Source organism: Acidithiobacillus albertensis (assembly GCF_001931655.1).
GTDB classification, from domain to species: Bacteria; Pseudomonadota; Gammaproteobacteria; order Acidithiobacillales; family Acidithiobacillaceae; genus Acidithiobacillus; species Acidithiobacillus thiooxidans.
Map to the genome: position 1 here is coordinate 2,073,946 of NZ_MOAD01000001.1, position 18,746 is coordinate 2,092,691.

Annotated in this window: 14 protein-coding genes and 1 tRNA gene; 4 read left to right on the forward strand and 11 right to left on the reverse strand. The window is 49.9% G+C overall.

Annotation, left to right across the window (positions count from 1 at the left end; genetic code table 11):
• Together BLW97_RS10720 and BLW97_RS10725 are read left to right on the forward strand one after the other, a co-directional pair.
• The coding region (locus BLW97_RS10720) for a DUF3858 domain-containing protein (protein ID WP_143214918.1) at positions 1-989 on the forward strand (989 nt) is incomplete at its 5' end.
• 17 nt (positions 990-1,006) lie between these two features.
• A complete protein-coding gene (locus BLW97_RS10725) occupies positions 1,007-2,884 on the forward strand; it encodes a DUF3857 domain-containing protein (protein ID WP_075323153.1) in 1,878 nt (625 codons plus the stop codon).
• 74 nt (positions 2,885-2,958) lie between these two features.
• On the opposite strand, the gene BLW97_RS18740 is transcribed toward BLW97_RS10725, so the two are convergent.
• The 11 genes from BLW97_RS18740 to BLW97_RS10785 form a co-directional block, all read right to left on the reverse strand.
• Positions 2,959-5,277, reverse strand: a complete 2,319-nt coding sequence (locus BLW97_RS18740; RefSeq protein ID WP_077218379.1) for a TonB-dependent receptor — start codon at positions 5,275-5,277, stop codon at positions 2,959-2,961.
• A gap of 171 nt (positions 5,278-5,448) precedes the next feature.
• Positions 5,449-7,023, reverse strand: a complete 1,575-nt coding sequence (locus tag BLW97_RS10740) for an alkaline phosphatase family protein (RefSeq protein ID WP_242947796.1) — start codon at positions 7,021-7,023, stop codon at positions 5,449-5,451.
• A gap of 41 nt (positions 7,024-7,064) precedes the next feature.
• A complete protein-coding gene (locus tag BLW97_RS10745) occupies positions 7,065-7,871 on the reverse strand; it encodes a ribonuclease T2 family protein (protein ID WP_075323155.1) in 807 nt (268 codons plus the stop codon).
• A gap of 33 nt (positions 7,872-7,904) precedes the next feature.
• On the reverse strand, positions 7,905-8,642 hold the full coding sequence (locus tag BLW97_RS10750) for an energy transducer TonB (RefSeq protein ID WP_075323156.1): 738 nt from the start codon (positions 8,640-8,642) through the stop codon (positions 7,905-7,907).
• A 118-nt stretch (positions 8,643-8,760) separates the two neighbouring features.
• Positions 8,761-11,163, reverse strand: a complete 2,403-nt coding sequence (locus tag BLW97_RS10755; protein ID WP_075323157.1) for a TonB-dependent receptor — start codon at positions 11,161-11,163, stop codon at positions 8,761-8,763.
• A gap of 35 nt (positions 11,164-11,198) precedes the next feature.
• The gene (locus BLW97_RS10760) at positions 11,199-11,597 is read right to left on the reverse strand and encodes an ExbD/TolR family protein (protein ID WP_010642344.1); all 399 of its coding nucleotides are present in this window, start codon (positions 11,595-11,597) and stop codon (positions 11,199-11,201) included.
• Positions 11,597-12,280 carry a MotA/TolQ/ExbB proton channel family protein gene (locus BLW97_RS10765; protein ID WP_031571231.1) on the reverse strand — a complete coding sequence of 228 codons (684 nt, stop codon included), beginning with the start codon at positions 12,278-12,280 and terminating at the stop codon, positions 11,597-11,599. The genes BLW97_RS10760 and BLW97_RS10765 overlap by 1 nt, the downstream gene beginning before the upstream one ends.
• Before the next feature lie 67 nt (positions 12,281-12,347).
• Positions 12,348-13,157 carry a winged helix-turn-helix transcriptional regulator gene (locus BLW97_RS10770; RefSeq protein WP_024895378.1) on the reverse strand — a complete coding sequence of 270 codons (810 nt, stop codon included), beginning with the start codon at positions 13,155-13,157 and terminating at the stop codon, positions 12,348-12,350.
• 136 nt (positions 13,158-13,293) lie between these two features.
• Complete coding sequence (locus BLW97_RS10775; protein ID WP_075323158.1) at positions 13,294-14,694, reverse strand: MFS transporter; 1,401 nt, start codon at positions 14,692-14,694, stop codon at positions 13,294-13,296.
• A gap of 101 nt (positions 14,695-14,795) precedes the next feature.
• Positions 14,796-15,311: a DUF3568 family protein gene (locus BLW97_RS10780; RefSeq protein ID WP_024895376.1), complete on the reverse strand. Its 516-nt coding sequence runs from the start codon at positions 15,309-15,311 to the stop codon at positions 14,796-14,798.
• Between the two features lie 74 nt (positions 15,312-15,385).
• Positions 15,386-15,472 (reverse strand) — tRNA-Leu (locus BLW97_RS10785).
• Between the two features lie 325 nt (positions 15,473-15,797).
• Between BLW97_RS10785 and BLW97_RS10790 the strand changes: the two genes are divergently transcribed.
• Together BLW97_RS10790 and BLW97_RS10795 are read left to right on the forward strand one after the other, a co-directional pair.
• Positions 15,798-17,999: a TonB-dependent receptor gene (locus BLW97_RS10790; RefSeq protein WP_143214878.1), complete on the forward strand. Its 2,202-nt coding sequence runs from the start codon at positions 15,798-15,800 to the stop codon at positions 17,997-17,999.
• A 67-nt stretch (positions 18,000-18,066) separates the two neighbouring features.
• Positions 18,067-18,744 carry a MotA/TolQ/ExbB proton channel family protein gene (locus tag BLW97_RS10795; protein ID WP_024894603.1) on the forward strand — a complete coding sequence of 226 codons (678 nt, stop codon included), beginning with the start codon at positions 18,067-18,069 and terminating at the stop codon, positions 18,742-18,744.
• The last annotated feature ends 2 nt before the right edge of the window (positions 18,745-18,746 follow it).

Below are 18,746 nucleotides of genomic sequence, written 5' to 3' on the forward strand. Positions count from 1 at the left end.
TGCCCATCTCGGCCAGCAAAACCCTGGAAACCCGCTATGGAGACTGCAAGGCCCACGCCACTCTGCTGCAGGCGCTTTTCAATGCCAAAGGCTTCAAACTTTATCCAACACTAATCAACTGGAATAATGTGTTCACCCTGCCGCCGCTGCCCACCCCTTTCTGGTTTAATCACGCCATCGACTACGCCCCGCAGCGTCATCTTTTTCTGGACAGTACCGGCACCTACGAAACACCGGGGCAGCTGGCTATTGGTGAACGCGACAAGCCCAGTATTGTCACCGGTCCGCATCCCCGGGTAGTGACCACCCCTGGTGCCGAGCCCGATGCCAATCAGTTGGACTATGCAGCCGATCTGACCCTGCAGCAAAATGGTGACCTGAGCGGTATTGCCAAAATGCAGACCAAAGGCTGGTGGGCCTGGATGTATCGGCAAACCTTCGCCTCCATTCCTCCCTCAGCCTATCACCGGGTCATGAATACCCTGCTGCTGCCGGATGGAGGCGGGAGTGGCACCTTTGTGCCAGGCAATCCGGATATTCTCGATCAGCCCTTTGCCGTGACTGCGCATTGGCATACGGTGGCTTACACCCATGTTGGCGATCATATCAGTTTTCCCATTCCCTCCGGCCCCTATCTGACCCCCGGCCTTTCCGCCACCGCCCGACCCATGGAAGCATTGACCCGGGTCATTGGCCCGCTGCAGCGTCAACATCCTGTCACCACGTATCTCGGTGGAATTCACTGGACAACGACTATTCATCTGCCATCTGGTTATCAGGTGCAATATCTACCGCCCGCACAGCAGCTCCATAATCAGGCGGGAAGTTTCACTTATAACCTCACCCTGCAAGAACACAGCGTCATCGTACACTACACACTGCAACTCCAGCGGGTCGTGTACAACCCTCAGCAATATCCGGCCTTGCGCACGCTCCTGAAACTGGATTATGCCGCGCAGCAAAGCCCGATTATCCTTGTTCGCCAATGAGTTCAGGAAACCTGCATATGACCCGTCATCTCACTCCCAAAGCGGCTTTATTGACTGCCGGTTTTATCCTGCTGACTGTCAGCGCCAACCCGGCTTTTGCCCGGGAACCCGCCCAGGTGAATTATCAGGTGTTACTCCTGCGTCAGGAACTGAGCGTCCAGAAAAACGGTGCCTATACCGACAGCATTGACCGGGTGATTCAACCGCTGACCATGGCTGGCGTACAGTCACAATCCCAGATGCAAATTGGCTATCCAGCTAACTTTGCCCAGGTGCACATACTCGAAGCCTATACGGAAACGGCCTCGGGCGTTAAACATCCCGTCCCGGCCGATGCCATTTATACCCAATCCAGCCCGGATGCCCTGAGTGCCCCTTTTTTAAGTGATGGTCGCATCCAGAGTGTGGTCTTTCCGGCGGTAGCGCCCGGAGATACGCTGCACATCCGCTACACTATCCACTATGATCATCCCTATTTGCCGGGTATCTACGCCATCAGCACGCTCCTGGCCCCCAATGTGCCCGTCAGCAAGGCACAAATCATTTTGCACACCCCTGCCGCGCAAAAACTCTATGCCGCCCAACAAGGGGATGCCTGGCATGCCATGTCCGTCAGTCCCGCTAAAGATGCGACCAGCCGATCTTTTGAAACCAGCCTCAATAAAGTTTCCTACCCACCACTGGGTAGTCCGGCACTGACCCAATATGCGCCCCTGGCGGTGATTTCGACGGCAGAACACTGGACTGAAGTCGCCAAGGCTTACAATCAGCTTGCCACCCCAGCCATGCAGATGACCCCGGAATTGCAAAAAGCCGCTGAACATCTTGCGCATGGGGCGACGGGGCTGGATGCGGTCAAGGTCATTTATCACTGGATGCAAAAAAACATTCATTCGGTATCCATCAACTACGCCAATGCCGGCTTTACGCCACCCAGCGCGAGCAGCACCCTGCAACGCGGAGTCGGCGACAGTAATGCCAATGCGGTATTGCTCTGCACCCTGCTAGGCGCCCTCCATATTGAGGCAGTACCGGCCATGATTTCCACTTCAGCGCGCTTTCACCCCTACCCCGCTGTGGATCCCTTTGCCTTTGGTCATTTTCTGGTGTATGTGCCCGCTTATCATTTGTTTCTGGACCCCACTTCGCGCTATGCCGGCATCCATAGTTTGCCCCTGGAGGATGCGGGCCGACCGGTGCTCATTACCGGAAAAAATCCACGCATGACGCAAACCCCTTTGCCCGATCTCAGCTTGCCGCTCATCGACAAACATAGCCAACTCCGCCTGAGCGCCTCCGGCACCATGCACGACCAGACCGTCGAAATACGCCGGGGTTACGCCGCCCAGGATATTCGCTCCGCCCTGATGGGCAGCAAGGGACGCATGTTGATGAAAGGATTGCGCAACGGTTTTTATGAACAGGGAGATCTGGGGCAACTGGAAAGCATTGCTTTTCAGAACCGGAAAAAGCTCGACCAGCCTCTGGGCCTGAAAACCAGCGCCGTAAAAAACGGCCTGTTTATACCCGGTCATAGTGTCGCCATGATCATGCCCACAGATACGTCCATTGCCAAACCTCTGCAGGCCTTTACTGCCGAGAGCGTCCGCACAACACCGAGTTTGATCAACCCCAGCTATATGCAATCAGATATTTCTCTGAAATTACCGCAAGGTTATCAGCCCGCCTATTTACCGAAAAATATCGACGTACAGACATCCGTTGGAAGCTATAGCATTCACTACGCACTGTCCGGAAAAACCCTCAAAATTGATCAGCGGCTGAAGCTGCCGGAGTTTGTGATCAGCGCTAAGGACTACCCGGCCTTGCACCAACTGGCGGTATTGAGCTCCAGCAGTACCCGCGAGGGATTACTGCTGGTGAAGAGGCAATAAAAAACCCGGCAACCAATTTTGGTGCCGGGGGATGGAATCTTACCTACCTGAACAAGCGTAGGTTTATCATTAATCTAGAACTTAGCCGCAAGGCTCGCACCAACAAAGGCTGGAGCACTAGCCTGTGCAGCTATGAAGTTTCCGCCATCTTTGGCACTTTCAAGCTGGAGATACTCATAAGGAATATAATTTGCGTTGAAAAGGTTATCGACATAGACATCAAAGGTTAGTTTTTTGACGCCCATATCATCAGGACGCCAGACATAACCCAGGTTGAGGTTGGTAATGTTATAAGGATGCAAGGCAATACCAGCCGGCGCGCCCTTATTGGTGTTGATATACTGGGATCCAATGACATGATCCGTGATTCTTGCCGAGAAACCTGCATAATGATAACCCAAGCCAAAATTCAGGTTATACATCGGCACATCACCAACATACTCACCGGAACTTACTGCAGCACCATCAGCCGCATCAAAGTTGGACGTGTATTTAGCATCGGTAAGACTGTAGTTGATAAATGCATTCATATTGTATGGCAATTTGCCATCTACCGATGCGGTCAGGCCTTGATATAAAGCACTCCCGACATTGTATTGGAATGTCTGTCCTGTTTGATTATTATAAAAATAGCCAAACTTGTTACTGAACATTCTCCGGAAATAGGCCAGAGAAGTTTTGATAGCGCCAAAATTGTAGCGTATGCCGGTATCAATACTATCTACATACTCAGGCTTTACAAGCATTGCACCTGGAGTTGGGGTTTTGCCTATCACACTGTAGTAGGCACTAATATTCGGCACCTTGTAAACCCGGCCATAGTGGAAATAGAGATCTGCGTTTTTGGTAGCCAAGAAGCTTACACCAAATGATGGCTCCCAATAGTTAAAGGTATTACTGACAGTACCACCATAATTGTAGTAATAACCTTCAATATCATTACAAGTTGTACCCACCATGTAATATTTGGCACCCGGGGTAATTATCAAGCGATGATTAAACAGGCTGATACGGCCTTGTATGTATACATCTGCGTAATTACGCGTATCATGTTCATCCCAGGCGTCGTTGTAGCCATTAATCATTGGTACATCAGGAGCGCCATACCAGTATTCAGCAGAATTATCCTTACTAAACATATAAAGGCCGCCCAAAGTCACCGTGTTATGCGGTAACAAAAAAGTCAACGAGGGCATGAAACCGGCATTACCAAAGTTATCAATATATCGATGATATTGCGTACCATTATAACTGTTGCCAAACAATACAGTTGGGTTGTAAGTATTACCAGGCCTTCCTGTTTTGCTCGGATTCGCATAACTCTCAAGAGCATATGGCAAAGGATAGCCCTCATATCCATCCTTGTATGCTGCGTTGGCGTAGGACGTGCGATCATTCGTATTCTGCGTAATAAAGAACTTGGCTTTTGCCAGCATGTACTGGTTCAAGATAGATTTCCAGCCCACAATCGTTGTGTATGATCTGGTTGTCGTGTGATTACTGGTAATATCCGGAGCCCACTGAAAACTTCTACCATATTTGTTTAACAAAGCTAAAGGTACAACACTGGGTTGCTGAGCAATCTCATGGTTATAAATGGTAATCAATGAAAGTTGGGACATTCCATGATTATAGGGTTGTACCGCCGCAAAATAATAGTTGTTATTGATCGAATATACATGGTCCAGAAAGCTGTGAAATGGACTATAGTAGTAATTGGCATAAAGCTTGGTACCCGTGTAAGGCAACACGCCGGAGTTTACACTGAAACCACCTGCAGCACTGTTTCCATTTCCGCCACTGTAAAGACCACCACTACCTGAAACTTCTGCATAAAACTTGGATGTCGGCATTCTTGGTTTGTAATCCAGCGTAGCACCCAAAGCATTAATACCTGTTTCTGATGGTGTATTGGCACCACTATATACGGAAACTCCGGAAAACTGCCCCATACCCAGTGGCGTCAGGGCATGATCGTCACCCTGACCATTGGTACCACCGCGGAAGGTATTGATTAAGGGTACGCCATCCAGGTTCACGCCAATCTGATCACTATTAAAACCCTGATAAGTAAAAGTGCTGTCATTTGTTGTCAGATTTCCCGGACCTGAACTCGTTACCGTAAAGCCGGGAACATTGCGCAGAACAGACTGAAAGTTTTCATTGGGACTGGCATGCTTCACGAGTTCCTTGCTCAAAGAGCCAGTACCTCTTTCCGGTGGGGCTTCTTTTTCTACCTCACCAATAGTTACCGGTGCATTACCTCTATCGGTTGTTACTGTGGCAGAATTTACAGAACTGACTGTTGAAGCAGTGACATCCGCATAAGCCATGCCAGACATTCCCAGCAGAGCCAGCACGATTGCTGAATGTAGCGTTGCGCGTTTTATCATCAGGAGACCCTCTATGAAAGTTAAAATCCATTCGTGTTTTACAACACTGCAGCATTCTAACAACACAATGTGACACTATGATGAAGATTTTATGACAATTTCCTGACAAAATAAGAAAAAAATAAGCGCATGAAAAATCATGCGCTTCATTAAAAATTACTGAAGAAAAAACTAAACGCTGAAATCCTTGGGTTGCTGATCCCAGTCAAAGGCACCCAACAGATCATAAGCATCCCGATCGCGATGATTGAGGGGATTGAGACCAAAACGGGTTTCAATAAATTTGAGAATGCTGGCGGTACTGGCCAGATGATGATCAACCAGGCCACTCCGCGCCCATGGACTGATCAACATGGCGGGAATACGGGTTCCAAATCCGTAATCATCCACCACTTTCGGAGGTAACGAATCCCAAAAACCACCCCCTTCATCATAAGTGATAAATATGGCGGTTTTATCCCAGGCTGGCCCATCAGCCGCAGCGCGCACCAGTTGCTCCACCCATTCCATACCATAAGCGGGCGCACTATCCGCCGGATGTTCATCATGGGATGCCGTAGCCTTCAAAAAAGAAACCGATGGCAACTTGCCGGCACGCGCATCCGCCAGAAAATCATCACTATCCCGAATATGACCTGCCTTAACATAATCAGGCCAACGCGGGTAATACTGGAAAGGATTATGATGGGCAACATATAACTGGCTGGTATCAATCACTGCCGAACCATCTCCCGGTCCGAAAGCCGTTTTCAGTGCCCAGGGCTTTACCTTGTTCCAATTTTCGTTGTACCAGGCCCAGGAAACCTTTGCCGCATCCAAACGATCACCAATATTGTCATACGTCTGCGCTGCTGGCGGCGGCGAAATTTTCAGCTCTTTCATTCTACCTGCGTCCGTAGGACCTTGAATAGGCGCCAGATCATTCACCATGATTTTCCGATGATCATAAGGCAAATCGAAAAATCCATGTTCCAGACCGGCTTCACGCGGATCGAAGGGTGCACAAATATCCGCTGTAGCCTGAGGATTGATGCACGAACGCGCGGCGACGAGATACAGGGCATTGCCCGTACTACCACCACTCATTGCCTGATAAAAATGGTCAAACAAGGTGTATTTATGCGCCACGCGATGATAAAAAGGAAGATCTTCTCCCGTATAGTGCCCCAGAACAGGGCCACTGGGACGGGCCAGATCAAAAGCCATCTGCTCTGCCGACATTTTCCTGAATTCATCACGGTGCAAATGGGTTTTGCTACCCCCGGCCAGGGCTACAAAACGGTCCATTTTCCCATTATTGACTTCTGCCATCATCCGAAAGAAACGATGCCTTGGATCCCAGTTGACGTTGCCCTTGGCTGGAATATATGGTGCCAAATGAAAGGGCTTATTAGCCAGTTGCACATTCTGAAAACCGGGAATATCCAGGGGCAAAGGTAAGTTACCATAGGGAATTCCGGCCGGATTTTTCTGGAGACCATTGAAGCGAGGGTCCAGATTTCCTGATGAATCCAAGAGATTAATGACTTTTTGACCATTCTTGGGTTGAAAAGTCCCAAAATAATGATCAAAACTGCGATTTTCCTGAAAAATGACAACCACATGCTCAATTTTTTTGCGCAGGATGGTTTTTTCATCCACACCAGCCGCATGGGCTATACCCATTAATTTGGGTGCGGAAACTACTGCTGCACCACCTAACCCCAATTGCTTCAAAAACTGCCGACGATTCTGACGCTCCATCATATATTCCTCATCAAAAAGAGAGAGTTTGTTATTCTGGTGGTTTAATTCAGTATATGAATTTTTTCAGCACAATTTCCCTTGCGGCCCTTTTCAAGACTGTCCGGGGCAGGGAAATCATTAACTTTATCTTTGTGAATGGTAATCCAGGCTTGGGTCAAAATATCACCTTGATGCTCCAGTTCATGGGTATGACGGCCGGGCGTCTCACAACGGAGTTCCAGCGCATCCGCATTTTTCACTTTGAAGCTTTCGGCAAAGGCTTTGAGAATAGCATTGCGCTCCACCCATTGCCCGCGATGCTCACGAATAAAGGCCGTGAACGAGCTGGCGTTGAGTTTATCCAGCAAATCCAGCTCCTTGGGGAAAAACTGCTCAGGCGATTCGCCGAAGCAGGCGACATGCTTGTAATACTCATGGCGATCCAGACAAATATTGGCCATGGGCATGTGTGCATACAAACGCTGATGCAGTGCAGCCGGTAAATTCAGAGCCGGATTGGCACAACTATCCTTTGGCAGGGTATGGCCCGGGTTATACCAGTAACAGCCGTAATGCCACCAGGTCGGGCCATTCATTCCGGAGGCAATGAGGGATTGGGGGCGGCTCGCCCACAGCCCATGCATGGTCCACTCCTGGTTAATTTTTGCGTCCGGGGACAAATCCTTGCAGGCAGCACCCGCATTGGTCCAGGTCGCGCACACGCCGGGATGCCACATGACCGCAAAAGTATAGTGGTTGAAATTCTGCATACCCTGGGGAACGTCTGCCGCTGCCAGCGAAGATGACAGACCAGTCCCAACAAGACCGAGAGATAAAACTGAAGCTTTTATGACTCGCAAAATATTCACTGGCAAAATGCTCCCCGAAAAATAGTGTTCATATTAACTGGAGTGGCTGGACAAATGTACTTCAACCGTAAAGTTGGTTGCATGCTTGGGCATGTTTTTCGTGAAGGGCGGATAGTTACCCTCTTTCACGGATTGCAGAGCCGCCTTATCAATCGGTTGCACACCACTGGACTGGGTGATTTTGGCCCAAAGCAGTTGTCCGGAAGGGGTCAACCGGAAAGTGATGACTGACGTACCACTTAAGTGCATCAGGCGCACGGCCTCAGGCACATGGGCATCGGCCTGAACCTGGGCACGTACCATGGCCGCATAGCGCGCCAATGCTGCCTGCCGCGCCGACATACTGGGAGCCGGAGGGGGCGGCGGCGGCGCAGGTGGTGTTACCGGTGGCGCCGGCGGTACGACTGGAGCAGTCGGCAACGGCGTCTTGGCCATCAGCGGCTTGGGCGCCGGAGTATGATGGACCACTGGACGCGGTTGGGGGATAGGTTTGGGCCTCGGCACCGGTACCGGCTTGGGTTGCACCACTGGTTTGGGCGGCGGCGGAACCGGAATGGGTTTTGGCTTGGGCGGTGCCGGATGCACCATATGAATGGCGATGATTTTTTTCACCACCGGCTTGGGCGGTGGCGGCGCCGAGCTGATCCACAGCAGGCCTGCCAGCAGCGCAATTTCCATAACCGCCCCCACCAGCAGGGCTTTACCAAAATGCCCCTCAGACTTATCAGGCCCTTGGGGCGACCAGGAAGGATTTGTCACCATGGTATTCATCATTTAACCCTCATCGAATGACATTGCCCGGAAATGTACCGAAGCACCATGCCGGGCAATGGCTTTCAAATAGCGCCGCAAATCCTTTAAAAGAGTTACGGCGCGAACAAATAACGGCTTAGAAATTAGCCGTCAGGCTTACATAAAAAGTTCTCGGTGCCCCGGGCAGACCAATCAGATCGCCCTTGGTGTTGGGTCCGTAAGTTCCACCACTGCTGATATATTCATAACTGTTGTAGCGGTTTCCAAGCACATTGAGCAGATCCACATCCACGCCCACATTCCTGAAATAAGCCATGTGCATGGGAATCTTGCTATGCAGGGCCAGGTTCAGCAAGGTATAAGAGGGCAGTTTTGCCGTAGCTGAGGGTGACTTGGTGATACTGTCATACAGGGACTGGGGTCCGGTGTACTGCACCCAAATACGCGGTTCCAGCAAAATACCGTCAACGAAACTTTTGGTATAGGCACCAATATTGAAAGTTGCATCCGGGACATTGGCAACTGGCAAACCATCATAACTTTTACCTTTCACGGTATAATTACTGAAATACGCTTTCTGGAACGACAAATTGGCAAAGGTGTGGAGCCAGTACAGTGGATTATCCACAGCATAAATATTGACGCCTTCATAATCCGAAGTGCCGTCGGCATTGATCACATCACCATTGGTCAAAGTAATGGGAAGATACTGATTGGAGAAGCGGGTGAAGTACCAGTTGGCACTAAACAGAAAATGATGCAGGTAACCATCATGCGCCACGTGGACCTTGAAGCCAGCCTGATAATTCTGTCCCTTTTCCAACGAAAGCGAACTGGCTGGGATAGCCTGGAAAGGACCACCGCCACCACCGAATGCAGGTGTCTGATAAGCCTCACTATAACCTGCAAACAACGCCAAATGATGAATAGGACGCCAGCTGATATTCACCGAAGGTTCCACCGCACTCAGGCTGCGAGAATCCGCAGGGAGTATAGCCTGATTACCCTTAGGATATAATTGGCTCGACTCCGGGAAGGTTTCCGTTGTAAAAGGCGTATAATTCATCTGAAATTGTTCTACGCGAACTCCTGGCGTAATATCCACAGAGGATATCGGATGAATTTTATCCTGGAAGAAAGCCGCCACATCGGTCACATCCAGAAAGTTGCTCCGGTACTTATCGTTGGGAACAAAACGCGTGGCATAGTAGGGTGCATATTGGCTGTAGAAGGCATTTTTAGAGTTGTCTCTGGATTTAATAAAATAGCCGCCAAATCCCAGCTTGTTGTAGGGCAACTTGCTATCAAACCAGAGCTTATCTCCGTAAGTTTCACTGTGGGGATCATTATACTCATTGGTATTGGGCGCTCCCACCCCATAGGAAACATAACGATTGTGCAAACGGTGTCCATAACGATACCAGATGTCATTATGCAGCCAGGTCGCGGCACCAATATCTACGTTCAGCTTGTTGTAGAACATCCAGGTGCTGTTACTGTCAATTTTGTAGGGTACAGCATTGTAAAAACCAGAGGTCTGCTGGCTATACAGCGGGCCCGGTATAGGCTTACCGGTAGTATTATTGAAACCGTTGATAGTCGTGCCCGATGCCGCCGATACCGGTATATCATAAGGCTTGTAGGCTGAACCCTTGGCCAAATAGGCTCCGAAACTGTCATCGCCCCGGCGGAAGCGCTTGCGAATCTTGAAGAACCAGGCATAGCTATTGCTCGGCAAAACCACTCCAGAAGGACTGAGTAAACTGGTTCCGGATGGTACGCCAAGGAAACTGTTACCGCTGCTCACGCCGCCCGCGAGAACCGCTGAAAAACCATCAAAATTACCGGTACGCACATCAAAGTGAATATTCTTGAAATCATTACTTCCGTAACTCATACCAATACTGGCACCAGGTTTGTTGGTCGGCTGGATCGGCACAAAATCAATACCACCTCCAATATTGTTGTACCAGCGATTCTCAGGATTACCAGGGCCATAGGTGACATGAATGCCCTGGATCATGGAAGGCTGATTGACCTGGGGAGACTGCCACAACCCGGTAGCCGGATTATTCATGGGGATACCATCAAAAGAGATGGCAATGCTGTGTGCGGCCTCAGATCCCTTGGGATTACCCCAGCCTTGTTTAATACCATCTATGCTGATCTGAGCCTTGGCAGCGCCCGTCCCATAACTGGCCAAGGTACTCACCCCGGGAGCAAAATTCAGCATTTGCGCACCGCCGGCACCTGGTCCTGCTGCTTCAATTTCTTTTCTGCCTAACACTTTTGAAGAAATGCCTGACTTGAAAATATGCTTTTGCTTGGGTAATTCTGGCGTATGCTGCGCATAAGCAGATTGTGTCACCACATTACTGGAAACTTCGCCTACAGCAATGCTTTGCTGATTGGTTTTGTGTCGTACCCGTGCGCTGCGCGTCTGGGCGGTCACCCCCGCATGGGCCAGTGGTATCAAGCCCAAGATGCCGGTAGCGGCCAAGGCAAGGGTTAATGGACGCATATTTGTTTTACGGTACATTTTTTATAACTCCTTAATGTTAGGAAAAAGTTTGTTCAAGAACTTTTTGCCGCTATCCCGATATCACTCACCCCCGCCTTCTGGCAGCGGTCCATGACATGAATGAAATCCTGAAAGGGCACGCCCTTGTCAGCGGCGATGGTGATCTGGGTCTTGCCGGGGTCGCCGTCGCTGGCGAGCATTTTCTCCAGACCATCCAGGTCGTAATGATGACCCTTGACGTTCACCGAGCCATCTTTCTGAATATTGATGGTGAAATGTGGACGCGGCAGGCTCTGGGCTTCACTGGAAGTGGGCAACTGCAGATTGAGCCCTTTGTCGGGAATCATCTGCAGGGTGATCATGATGAAAAACACCAGCAGGAAGAGCATGATGTCAATCATTGGAATGATTTCGACCCGACCCTTTTTCTGCTCGAAATAGCGTCTTTCCATTATCCCGCCCTCGCCACGGCCACCGCTTCAGCATTGGGGCGGCCTTCGGTGTCAAAGGTCACGACCGGCTGACCATCCATGCGGTTGATGAGCATGGTTTTCACTGAGTCCAGTTGCAGCAGAATCATGCGCACCTGATTGTTGAAGGCATTGAAGGTCAACAAGCCGAGCATGGCGATGAACAGGCCGGAGGCGGTGGATACCAGCGCATCGGCAACACCCCCCGTGACCTGCATGGGCGCATGACCGGGCTGGGCCAATACCGAAAACGCATGAAACATACCGATGATGGTCCCGAACAGCCCCAGCAGCGGGGCCAGGGTAATAATGGTGTCCAGCAACCACAGGCGACGGTCCAGTTTCGGCGCAATGACCAGCACGCTTTCTTCCAGGCGGCTGGCGAGGGCTTCGCCTTTCACCTGACCACTATGGGCAGCGGCGGTACGCAGCAGAGCAGCTTCGGGCAGGTCGCCCGCATCTTCTGCCAGGGTATTGAGAGCTTCGCGATCGAGGCGACCATGACGCCCCAGTTCTTGCACGAATACCAGACCACGCAGAATGGTCCGCCGCAGGTACCAGAAGCGATCCACCATCACGGCCAGTTCCACCAGCAGCATCAGGCCCAGAATGTATAGAACCCCGTCCGAATAGTTGGCGAGGTGAATGAGATATTGGAGGTTCATCAGAAAAGCACCTTGTAACAATGAAGGTGCTACCTTAACAAACTAATGTGACAGTTTTATGAACCTTTTATGACAATTTCACATCAAATGATATTTTTTGCGGCAAAGTCAGCCGATAACCAAAACCATGCACGGTTTCGAGCCATTCTCCGGCGCCAGCCGCCTCCATATATTTACGTAATCGGTGTACCTGAGCGGCAACGGAGTTTTCCTGAATGAATTTTTGACCGTCACTGAGGACATTGGCAATTTCCGAGGCCGTAAATGTCCGATCCGGGTGCAAAGCCAGATAATGCAGAAACCGGAATAACCTTCGGCTCAATCTGATTTCAGAACCATTCAAGCGAATTCGACTGCTTTCCGGATTGATCCAGATATAAGGATCTTGCCGGACTTCAGTATTCTCCCAATGATGGCCGTTTTTTAACAGGGTTCCTATCTGGGCGCGTAAAACAGATTCCGTCACCGTATCCGCCAGATAGGCGCTGGCACCGGCATCCAGTGCGGACATGGCATGAGCTTCGTCATCGGCACCTAATGCCAGAACGGATAAGTGCGTACAAACCGGAAGGGATAATAATTCATTCAGCCATGGCGCCATATCCACAGTCCAATCCGTAATAATCAGCAAAACCGGATGCCAGCGTTTAATGAGTGGTAAAACATCACGTTCTTGACCATTCAACGCTTTGACAAAAGCGCCGGAGCGCTGTAACCGTAAAGCCATCTTATCGGCTGGCTTACCAGCAGAAAAAATCAGAATTCTGGAACCAACCAGCGTATTGATGTTTTCCACTTTAGCAGCCGTCATTAATAGCAGGGCATCTGTCAGATGGATCGCATGATGAAGCACCCCACCGACCAGGGTATAAAACATATTCGCTCCTGATTTTTTTGATTGATCAATAACTGCACAATTTCCGGAAAAAATTTACGCACATTTTTTACGCAAAAGGCATTCATTTATAAATCAGGCAGGTAAAAAACCTGCCTGATGATTCATCAGGAAAACCTCAGGAAGGTGTCATCCCTGCAGAGGTATTCTTGCGCATCGGCACTACAATATCTTCACCACTGGCTTCTTCAAGAGATTTACCAGCAGGCTCTTTGAGGCAAAAAGCCGTGAGCAGCAAACCAGCCAGAGCAAAAAAGAAAGTGATCATCAAAGTTCCATGCAAACCATAATCATGCAGCAAGATCGGGAAAACTAAGGCGCCCAAAAAAGCACCTACTTTGGCTGTTCCTGCAGACAGGCCATGTCCGGTAGTCCGTAAATTGACCGGGAAAAGTTCGGCGGCCAGAACAAAGGTGGTGGTATTGGGGCCGTATTCCGCAAAAAAGTAGGAAACACCGTACAGCACCAGAAATACACCCACAGATTGCGTCAGTACCGGGAACGCACCAATCAGCAGGAACATCAATCCCATCAGAAAAAATCCCAGCATCTGCAGAGTTTTGTGACCAACACGATCAATCGTAAACGCCGCCAGAAAATAACCGGGGACAGCAGCAATAGCAAATACCATCAAACTCAATGCCGTACTGGTCACCACGTCGGCATGCGGGGCAATATGCGACATGATCATGGGGGTAGAAATGGTATTTCCATAATAGGCATAGTCGAACATGAACCAGCCACCGGCTGTACCCAGCAGGGTCAACCAGTAACGGCTCAGGGGCTGTTTGACAATTTTGTCCTGAACCGTGGCCGTTCCCAAGCTGAATGAAGCCAGTTGCTTACCGGCTGCCACGGCATCGCCTTTGACGCGGGCCAACCAGCGCGGAGATTCGGGTAGGGTACGACGAATATAGATAACGGCGGCCGCCGGTAAAGCACCCAGTCCCAGCATCAGACGCCAGGCCAGGTCATGATTCACACCCGCCGCCAGCAGCGTTAAAGCCACTACCGGACCTGTTACCAAACCAATGGCCTGGGCTGAAAAAACCAGACTGACCATGCGACCACGGGATTTGACGTTTGCATATTCGCTCATCAGCACAGCGGAGAGCGGATAATCACCACCAATCCCCAAGCCTAAAATAACGCGGGCGATGAGCAGCACTGTCACATCCGGCGCAAAAGCGGATAGTAGTGCACCAACGGTCATCAACAGTGCTTCAAGACCGTAAATGGCCTTGCGGCCCAGCCGATCCGCCAGGGTACCAAATACGTAGGCACCCACAAAAGTGGCGATGAGCGAAATGGAACCAATCAACCCGACTTCGGCTGCGCCCAAATGCCACTCACCCTTGATCAGCACCAGGGCGGTACCAATAATGAAAAGATCATAAGCAGAAGTGAAAAAGCCCATTGCGGACGCAAACATGGCTTTCAGATGAAACGGACTGAAACTGACAGAGTTGAGTGCCTCTGCCACATTGTTTTGTGTTGAACTGCCTTGCGGTGTTGCCATCGTGGTCTCCTTTCTAGTCTGGACCTTACGAAAGGCTACACCCCAATTGTGACCGTATTATGAACTTTTTATGACACTTTTATGACAGTTTCCCCAAACCCCTACTGTAGGGGGATGGTTTCCTGGGCTGGCTGCTGCGGCGCCGCTTCTGCAGGAACATTATCTTGCGCAGGCGGGAGACTCGTCGGCGCTGTCGCACTGGCAGCCAAACCCAAATGCTGGGAAAGCAGCTTCTGAAACTGCAAGGACATCGATTTGTTACCCAAGGTACCAATACGAATATTCGCCTTGGTAACATCCGTTGCCATGGAGGTCAAGGTTACCCGCACGGTATCTCCTTCCGTGGTCATCCCTTCTAACAGATATTTGGAAGGACTTTTGCGGATTTCACCATTATAGCGTATGCCCATGTCTGCAAATGCCGCCTGAGAAGCAGCGCTTACCCGATTCATGGAAGCTGGATAGTACGCATAAAAATTGGCGACCCCGCCATTTTGCACATAGGCTACAGCGCCACCACCAGCACCGGCAGCCACGAGAGCAACGCACCCCCCCAAGGGAAGGGCGGAGACCGCAGCAGCCAAAGCCAAATAGGTAAAACGTCTTTGAATCAACATGTACCTGCTCCTCCATACCACCTGAAAGCCAAATACAGAAAAGCCCGGATCAACCGGGCCGTTCAAATCATATTTGGTACCGAGAGTCGGACTCGAACCGACACGATGTCACCACCACCGGATTTTGAGTCCGGCGCGTCTACCAGTTCCGCCATCCCGGCAAAATAACATTATTGATAATACCACCAGAACCCATAGGCTTCAAGAGCTGTCCATGCCCTACAATCTATTTCAGCCCAGAAAAACCAACCCACTGTCATAAAAGGTTCACAGAACTGTCATCATACTGTCACATTAGCATTGTAAATTATGAACAACAATTAAATAACCAAGCGTAAGCCCAAAACAACTGTTTGAAATAAATACCGCCCTCTTCTGACCGCACGGTAAGCTCAGATGAGATATGGCAGGGTTTAAGGCAATGCAAACTTGAAAATTGCGTTGTTAGGGTTTTTTGCGTCAAACACTAACGGAAGGGAGCCAGTCATGATCAATCGTCGTAAGAAAGTACTTTATCTTGCCATTATTAGCGCCACTGTGAGCCTCTACGGCATCAATGCAGAAGCTGATGAATCCTTGGGGACGGTAACCGGAACGGCTACAGCCAGCAACGATTTCTTCGGTAGCAGTCCTAATGTCAATACCGGAGAAACGCCCAAAAGCGACATCCAGCGCATCCAGAAATTCAATAAAAAAGCCACCAATCAGGAGACCCTGATCACCCGGGGGCAATTTGAAATGTTGGCACCCACCGACTCCTATACCCAGGTATTGAACAATATGCCCAACGCCATGGTCGTCAGCAGTGGTGACAGCATGGATGGCGATGACGTTTACATCAACGGATTCGGCAAATCACTGATCAATTTTACCTTGGATGGTATCCCGCTCAATGATAATGACAGTTATACCTATTATACCAACGAGTTTATCCCCTCTGTACTGGTAGCCGGCACCAAATATTATCCCGGCGCTGAATCCGCAGCGATCCCCGGGCTTTCTGCTTTCGGAGGCTCCGTAGAAACCTACAGCCTCAAGCCTTCGCCATCACCGTTTGTGCGGCCTATTGTCGGAGCTGGATCTTTTGGTAAATACAATGTCGGCGGTTTGATCAACACCGGTCTTTTTGCCAAAAGCTTTGCCCCAACCTCGGCGTGGATCTATGTGAATAAAATCCAACGGGATGGGTACTTTCAAAATAATGCTGCCCTGCAAAATCAGTTTTTATTCAAATCTGTCACCCAGATCGGACCCGGTGCCCTGACTTTATTTTTCTCTCAAAACAATCAACGCTTCAACTATTATAATGGCGCCACAGCAGCGCAAATTGCCCAATACGGACAAGATTACAACAGTTATACCAGCAATCCTCTACTCCCGGACGGCAAGGCTAATTATAATTACACGGGATATAACTATAACCAGTACCTGAACTGGCTGGGCTACGCCAAATATGAAGGCGAAATTGGCAAGGTCAAGTTTTCCGATCAATTATACTATTACTACGGAAATGGATTCAGCGCCAGCGCAACTACATATACCCAGACACTACTGACACCAGCAGGGACGATTGGCAGATTTTCTCCTGCAAGGAATGGCGTTTTACTGGGAAATAGCGTTAACAATACTCATCGCTGGGGGAATCTGGCCCGCATCATCTATCCGCTTGGTCCGGTCAGCACAGAACTGGGTTTCTGGTTCAATCATAATAATACACTGCACGATTCCCGTTATTTCAGTGCCAGTAACACCTATCTTGGATCTTCCTATTCGGAGCCGGTGGTCACCAACACCTATCAGCCCTATATCAACTTAACTTACAAGCCTGTTGATGCACTTACCCTGGCTGCCGGTTTTAAATATCTTTATGTCACCCGGGATTTTAAAAATACAGTGGCTCTGGCGCAAAACAAGCCTGGTCAATTCAATGTGAATTTCGGCTCGGTATTACCTTCTGTGGGTGCCAATCTGCGCATCACCGACAATTGGCATGCATTTGCCAATTTTACCCAAAATACCAATCCTCCAGGATACAACCAGTTTTATACCGGAACCTACAATGCCGAGCTTAAACCCCAGAAAGCCAACACCTACAGCCTCGGTACACACTGGGACATCGGCCCCTGGAGCTCCAGTCTCCAGGCCTTCCGCGTCGATTTCCAGAACTACATTTTAAGTACGACCATACTGGTTGGATCGCTGAATCAGACTGTGCTGGCAAACGCGGGTACGGCCATAAATCAGGGCCTCTCCTGGCAAAATAACGTCGTGCTGAACGATATTTTCAGTGCCTACGCCAACTTCGGCGTCCTCGACGCCCGTTTAACCTCGTCTCATCAGCCTTTTCCCTATGCTCCGCATCATACCGAGGCACTGGGGTTAATTGCCCGTTACCATGGCCTGAGAGCAATAGTTTCCTTACATGAGATGGGGCAGTCGTACTACAACCTGGGTGGAAAATTTCTGCCTTTGGGTAGTCGTTTCTTTGCGGACGCTTCTCTACGTTACACCTTCAGAAATGCGCCCCTTGGCCAGTCCCTGGGCTTCAAAAATGTGACTGCCAGCCTCAACCTGAACAATTTGTTTGATCGCCGCTTTGTACAGAGCTATACCGGCAGCAGCAGCAATCCAAATCTGAAGCTCAACCTTCCCACCAATGTTTATGCGAGTATTGATGCCACTTTTTAAGTAGTCATTATTCAGTACAACCTCTCCAGATCATTCTGGAGAGTCACTTTTAAGAGAGTAAACGAACATGGACTTTGCAACTATTGCCAGCATTGCCGCCAAATCCGGCGGTATTCTTTATATCATGCCTGTACTCCTTTTGATCGTTTTATGGGTGAGCATAGAACGTTTTTTGTTTTTAAGCCGCATGAGTCGCCTCGGCGAAAAAATGGCGAGCACTCTGGAACAACTTCCGGACATTAAGGAGCAAAGCCTGCGTCCTCTGGCGGATTCTGCCGAATTTCCATTCCGCGCATTGCTCCAGATCCCCATCCGTTTCCCCAATATCAAGGACAGCGCGCAGCTTTCTGAGATTCTTCAGGAAGCGGTCATGCGTCAGGTCCCTTTGCTGGATAAGCGTCTTTGGCTCCTGGATACCACGGTTACCCTGGCCCCCCTACTGGGTCTTCTGGGCACCATTATCGGTATGTTTCATGCCTTTCAGATTTTAAACAACGTGGCCAACAATCCCACGGCCATTACCGGAAGTGTTGCTGAAGCCCTGATGGCCACTGCAGCCGGTCTGGTCATCGCCATTATCGGTCTGGTCAGTTTTAATGGTCTGCAAAACCAGATGCGTTTTGTTGTACACCAAATGGAAACCTTACGCAGCATGCTCATCAATCGTATGTCCGGACTGGACCATAGTCATGCCCTGAATGCTACCGAGACCCAGCCTGTCATTTATGCGGCGAAAGAGGCCTGAGT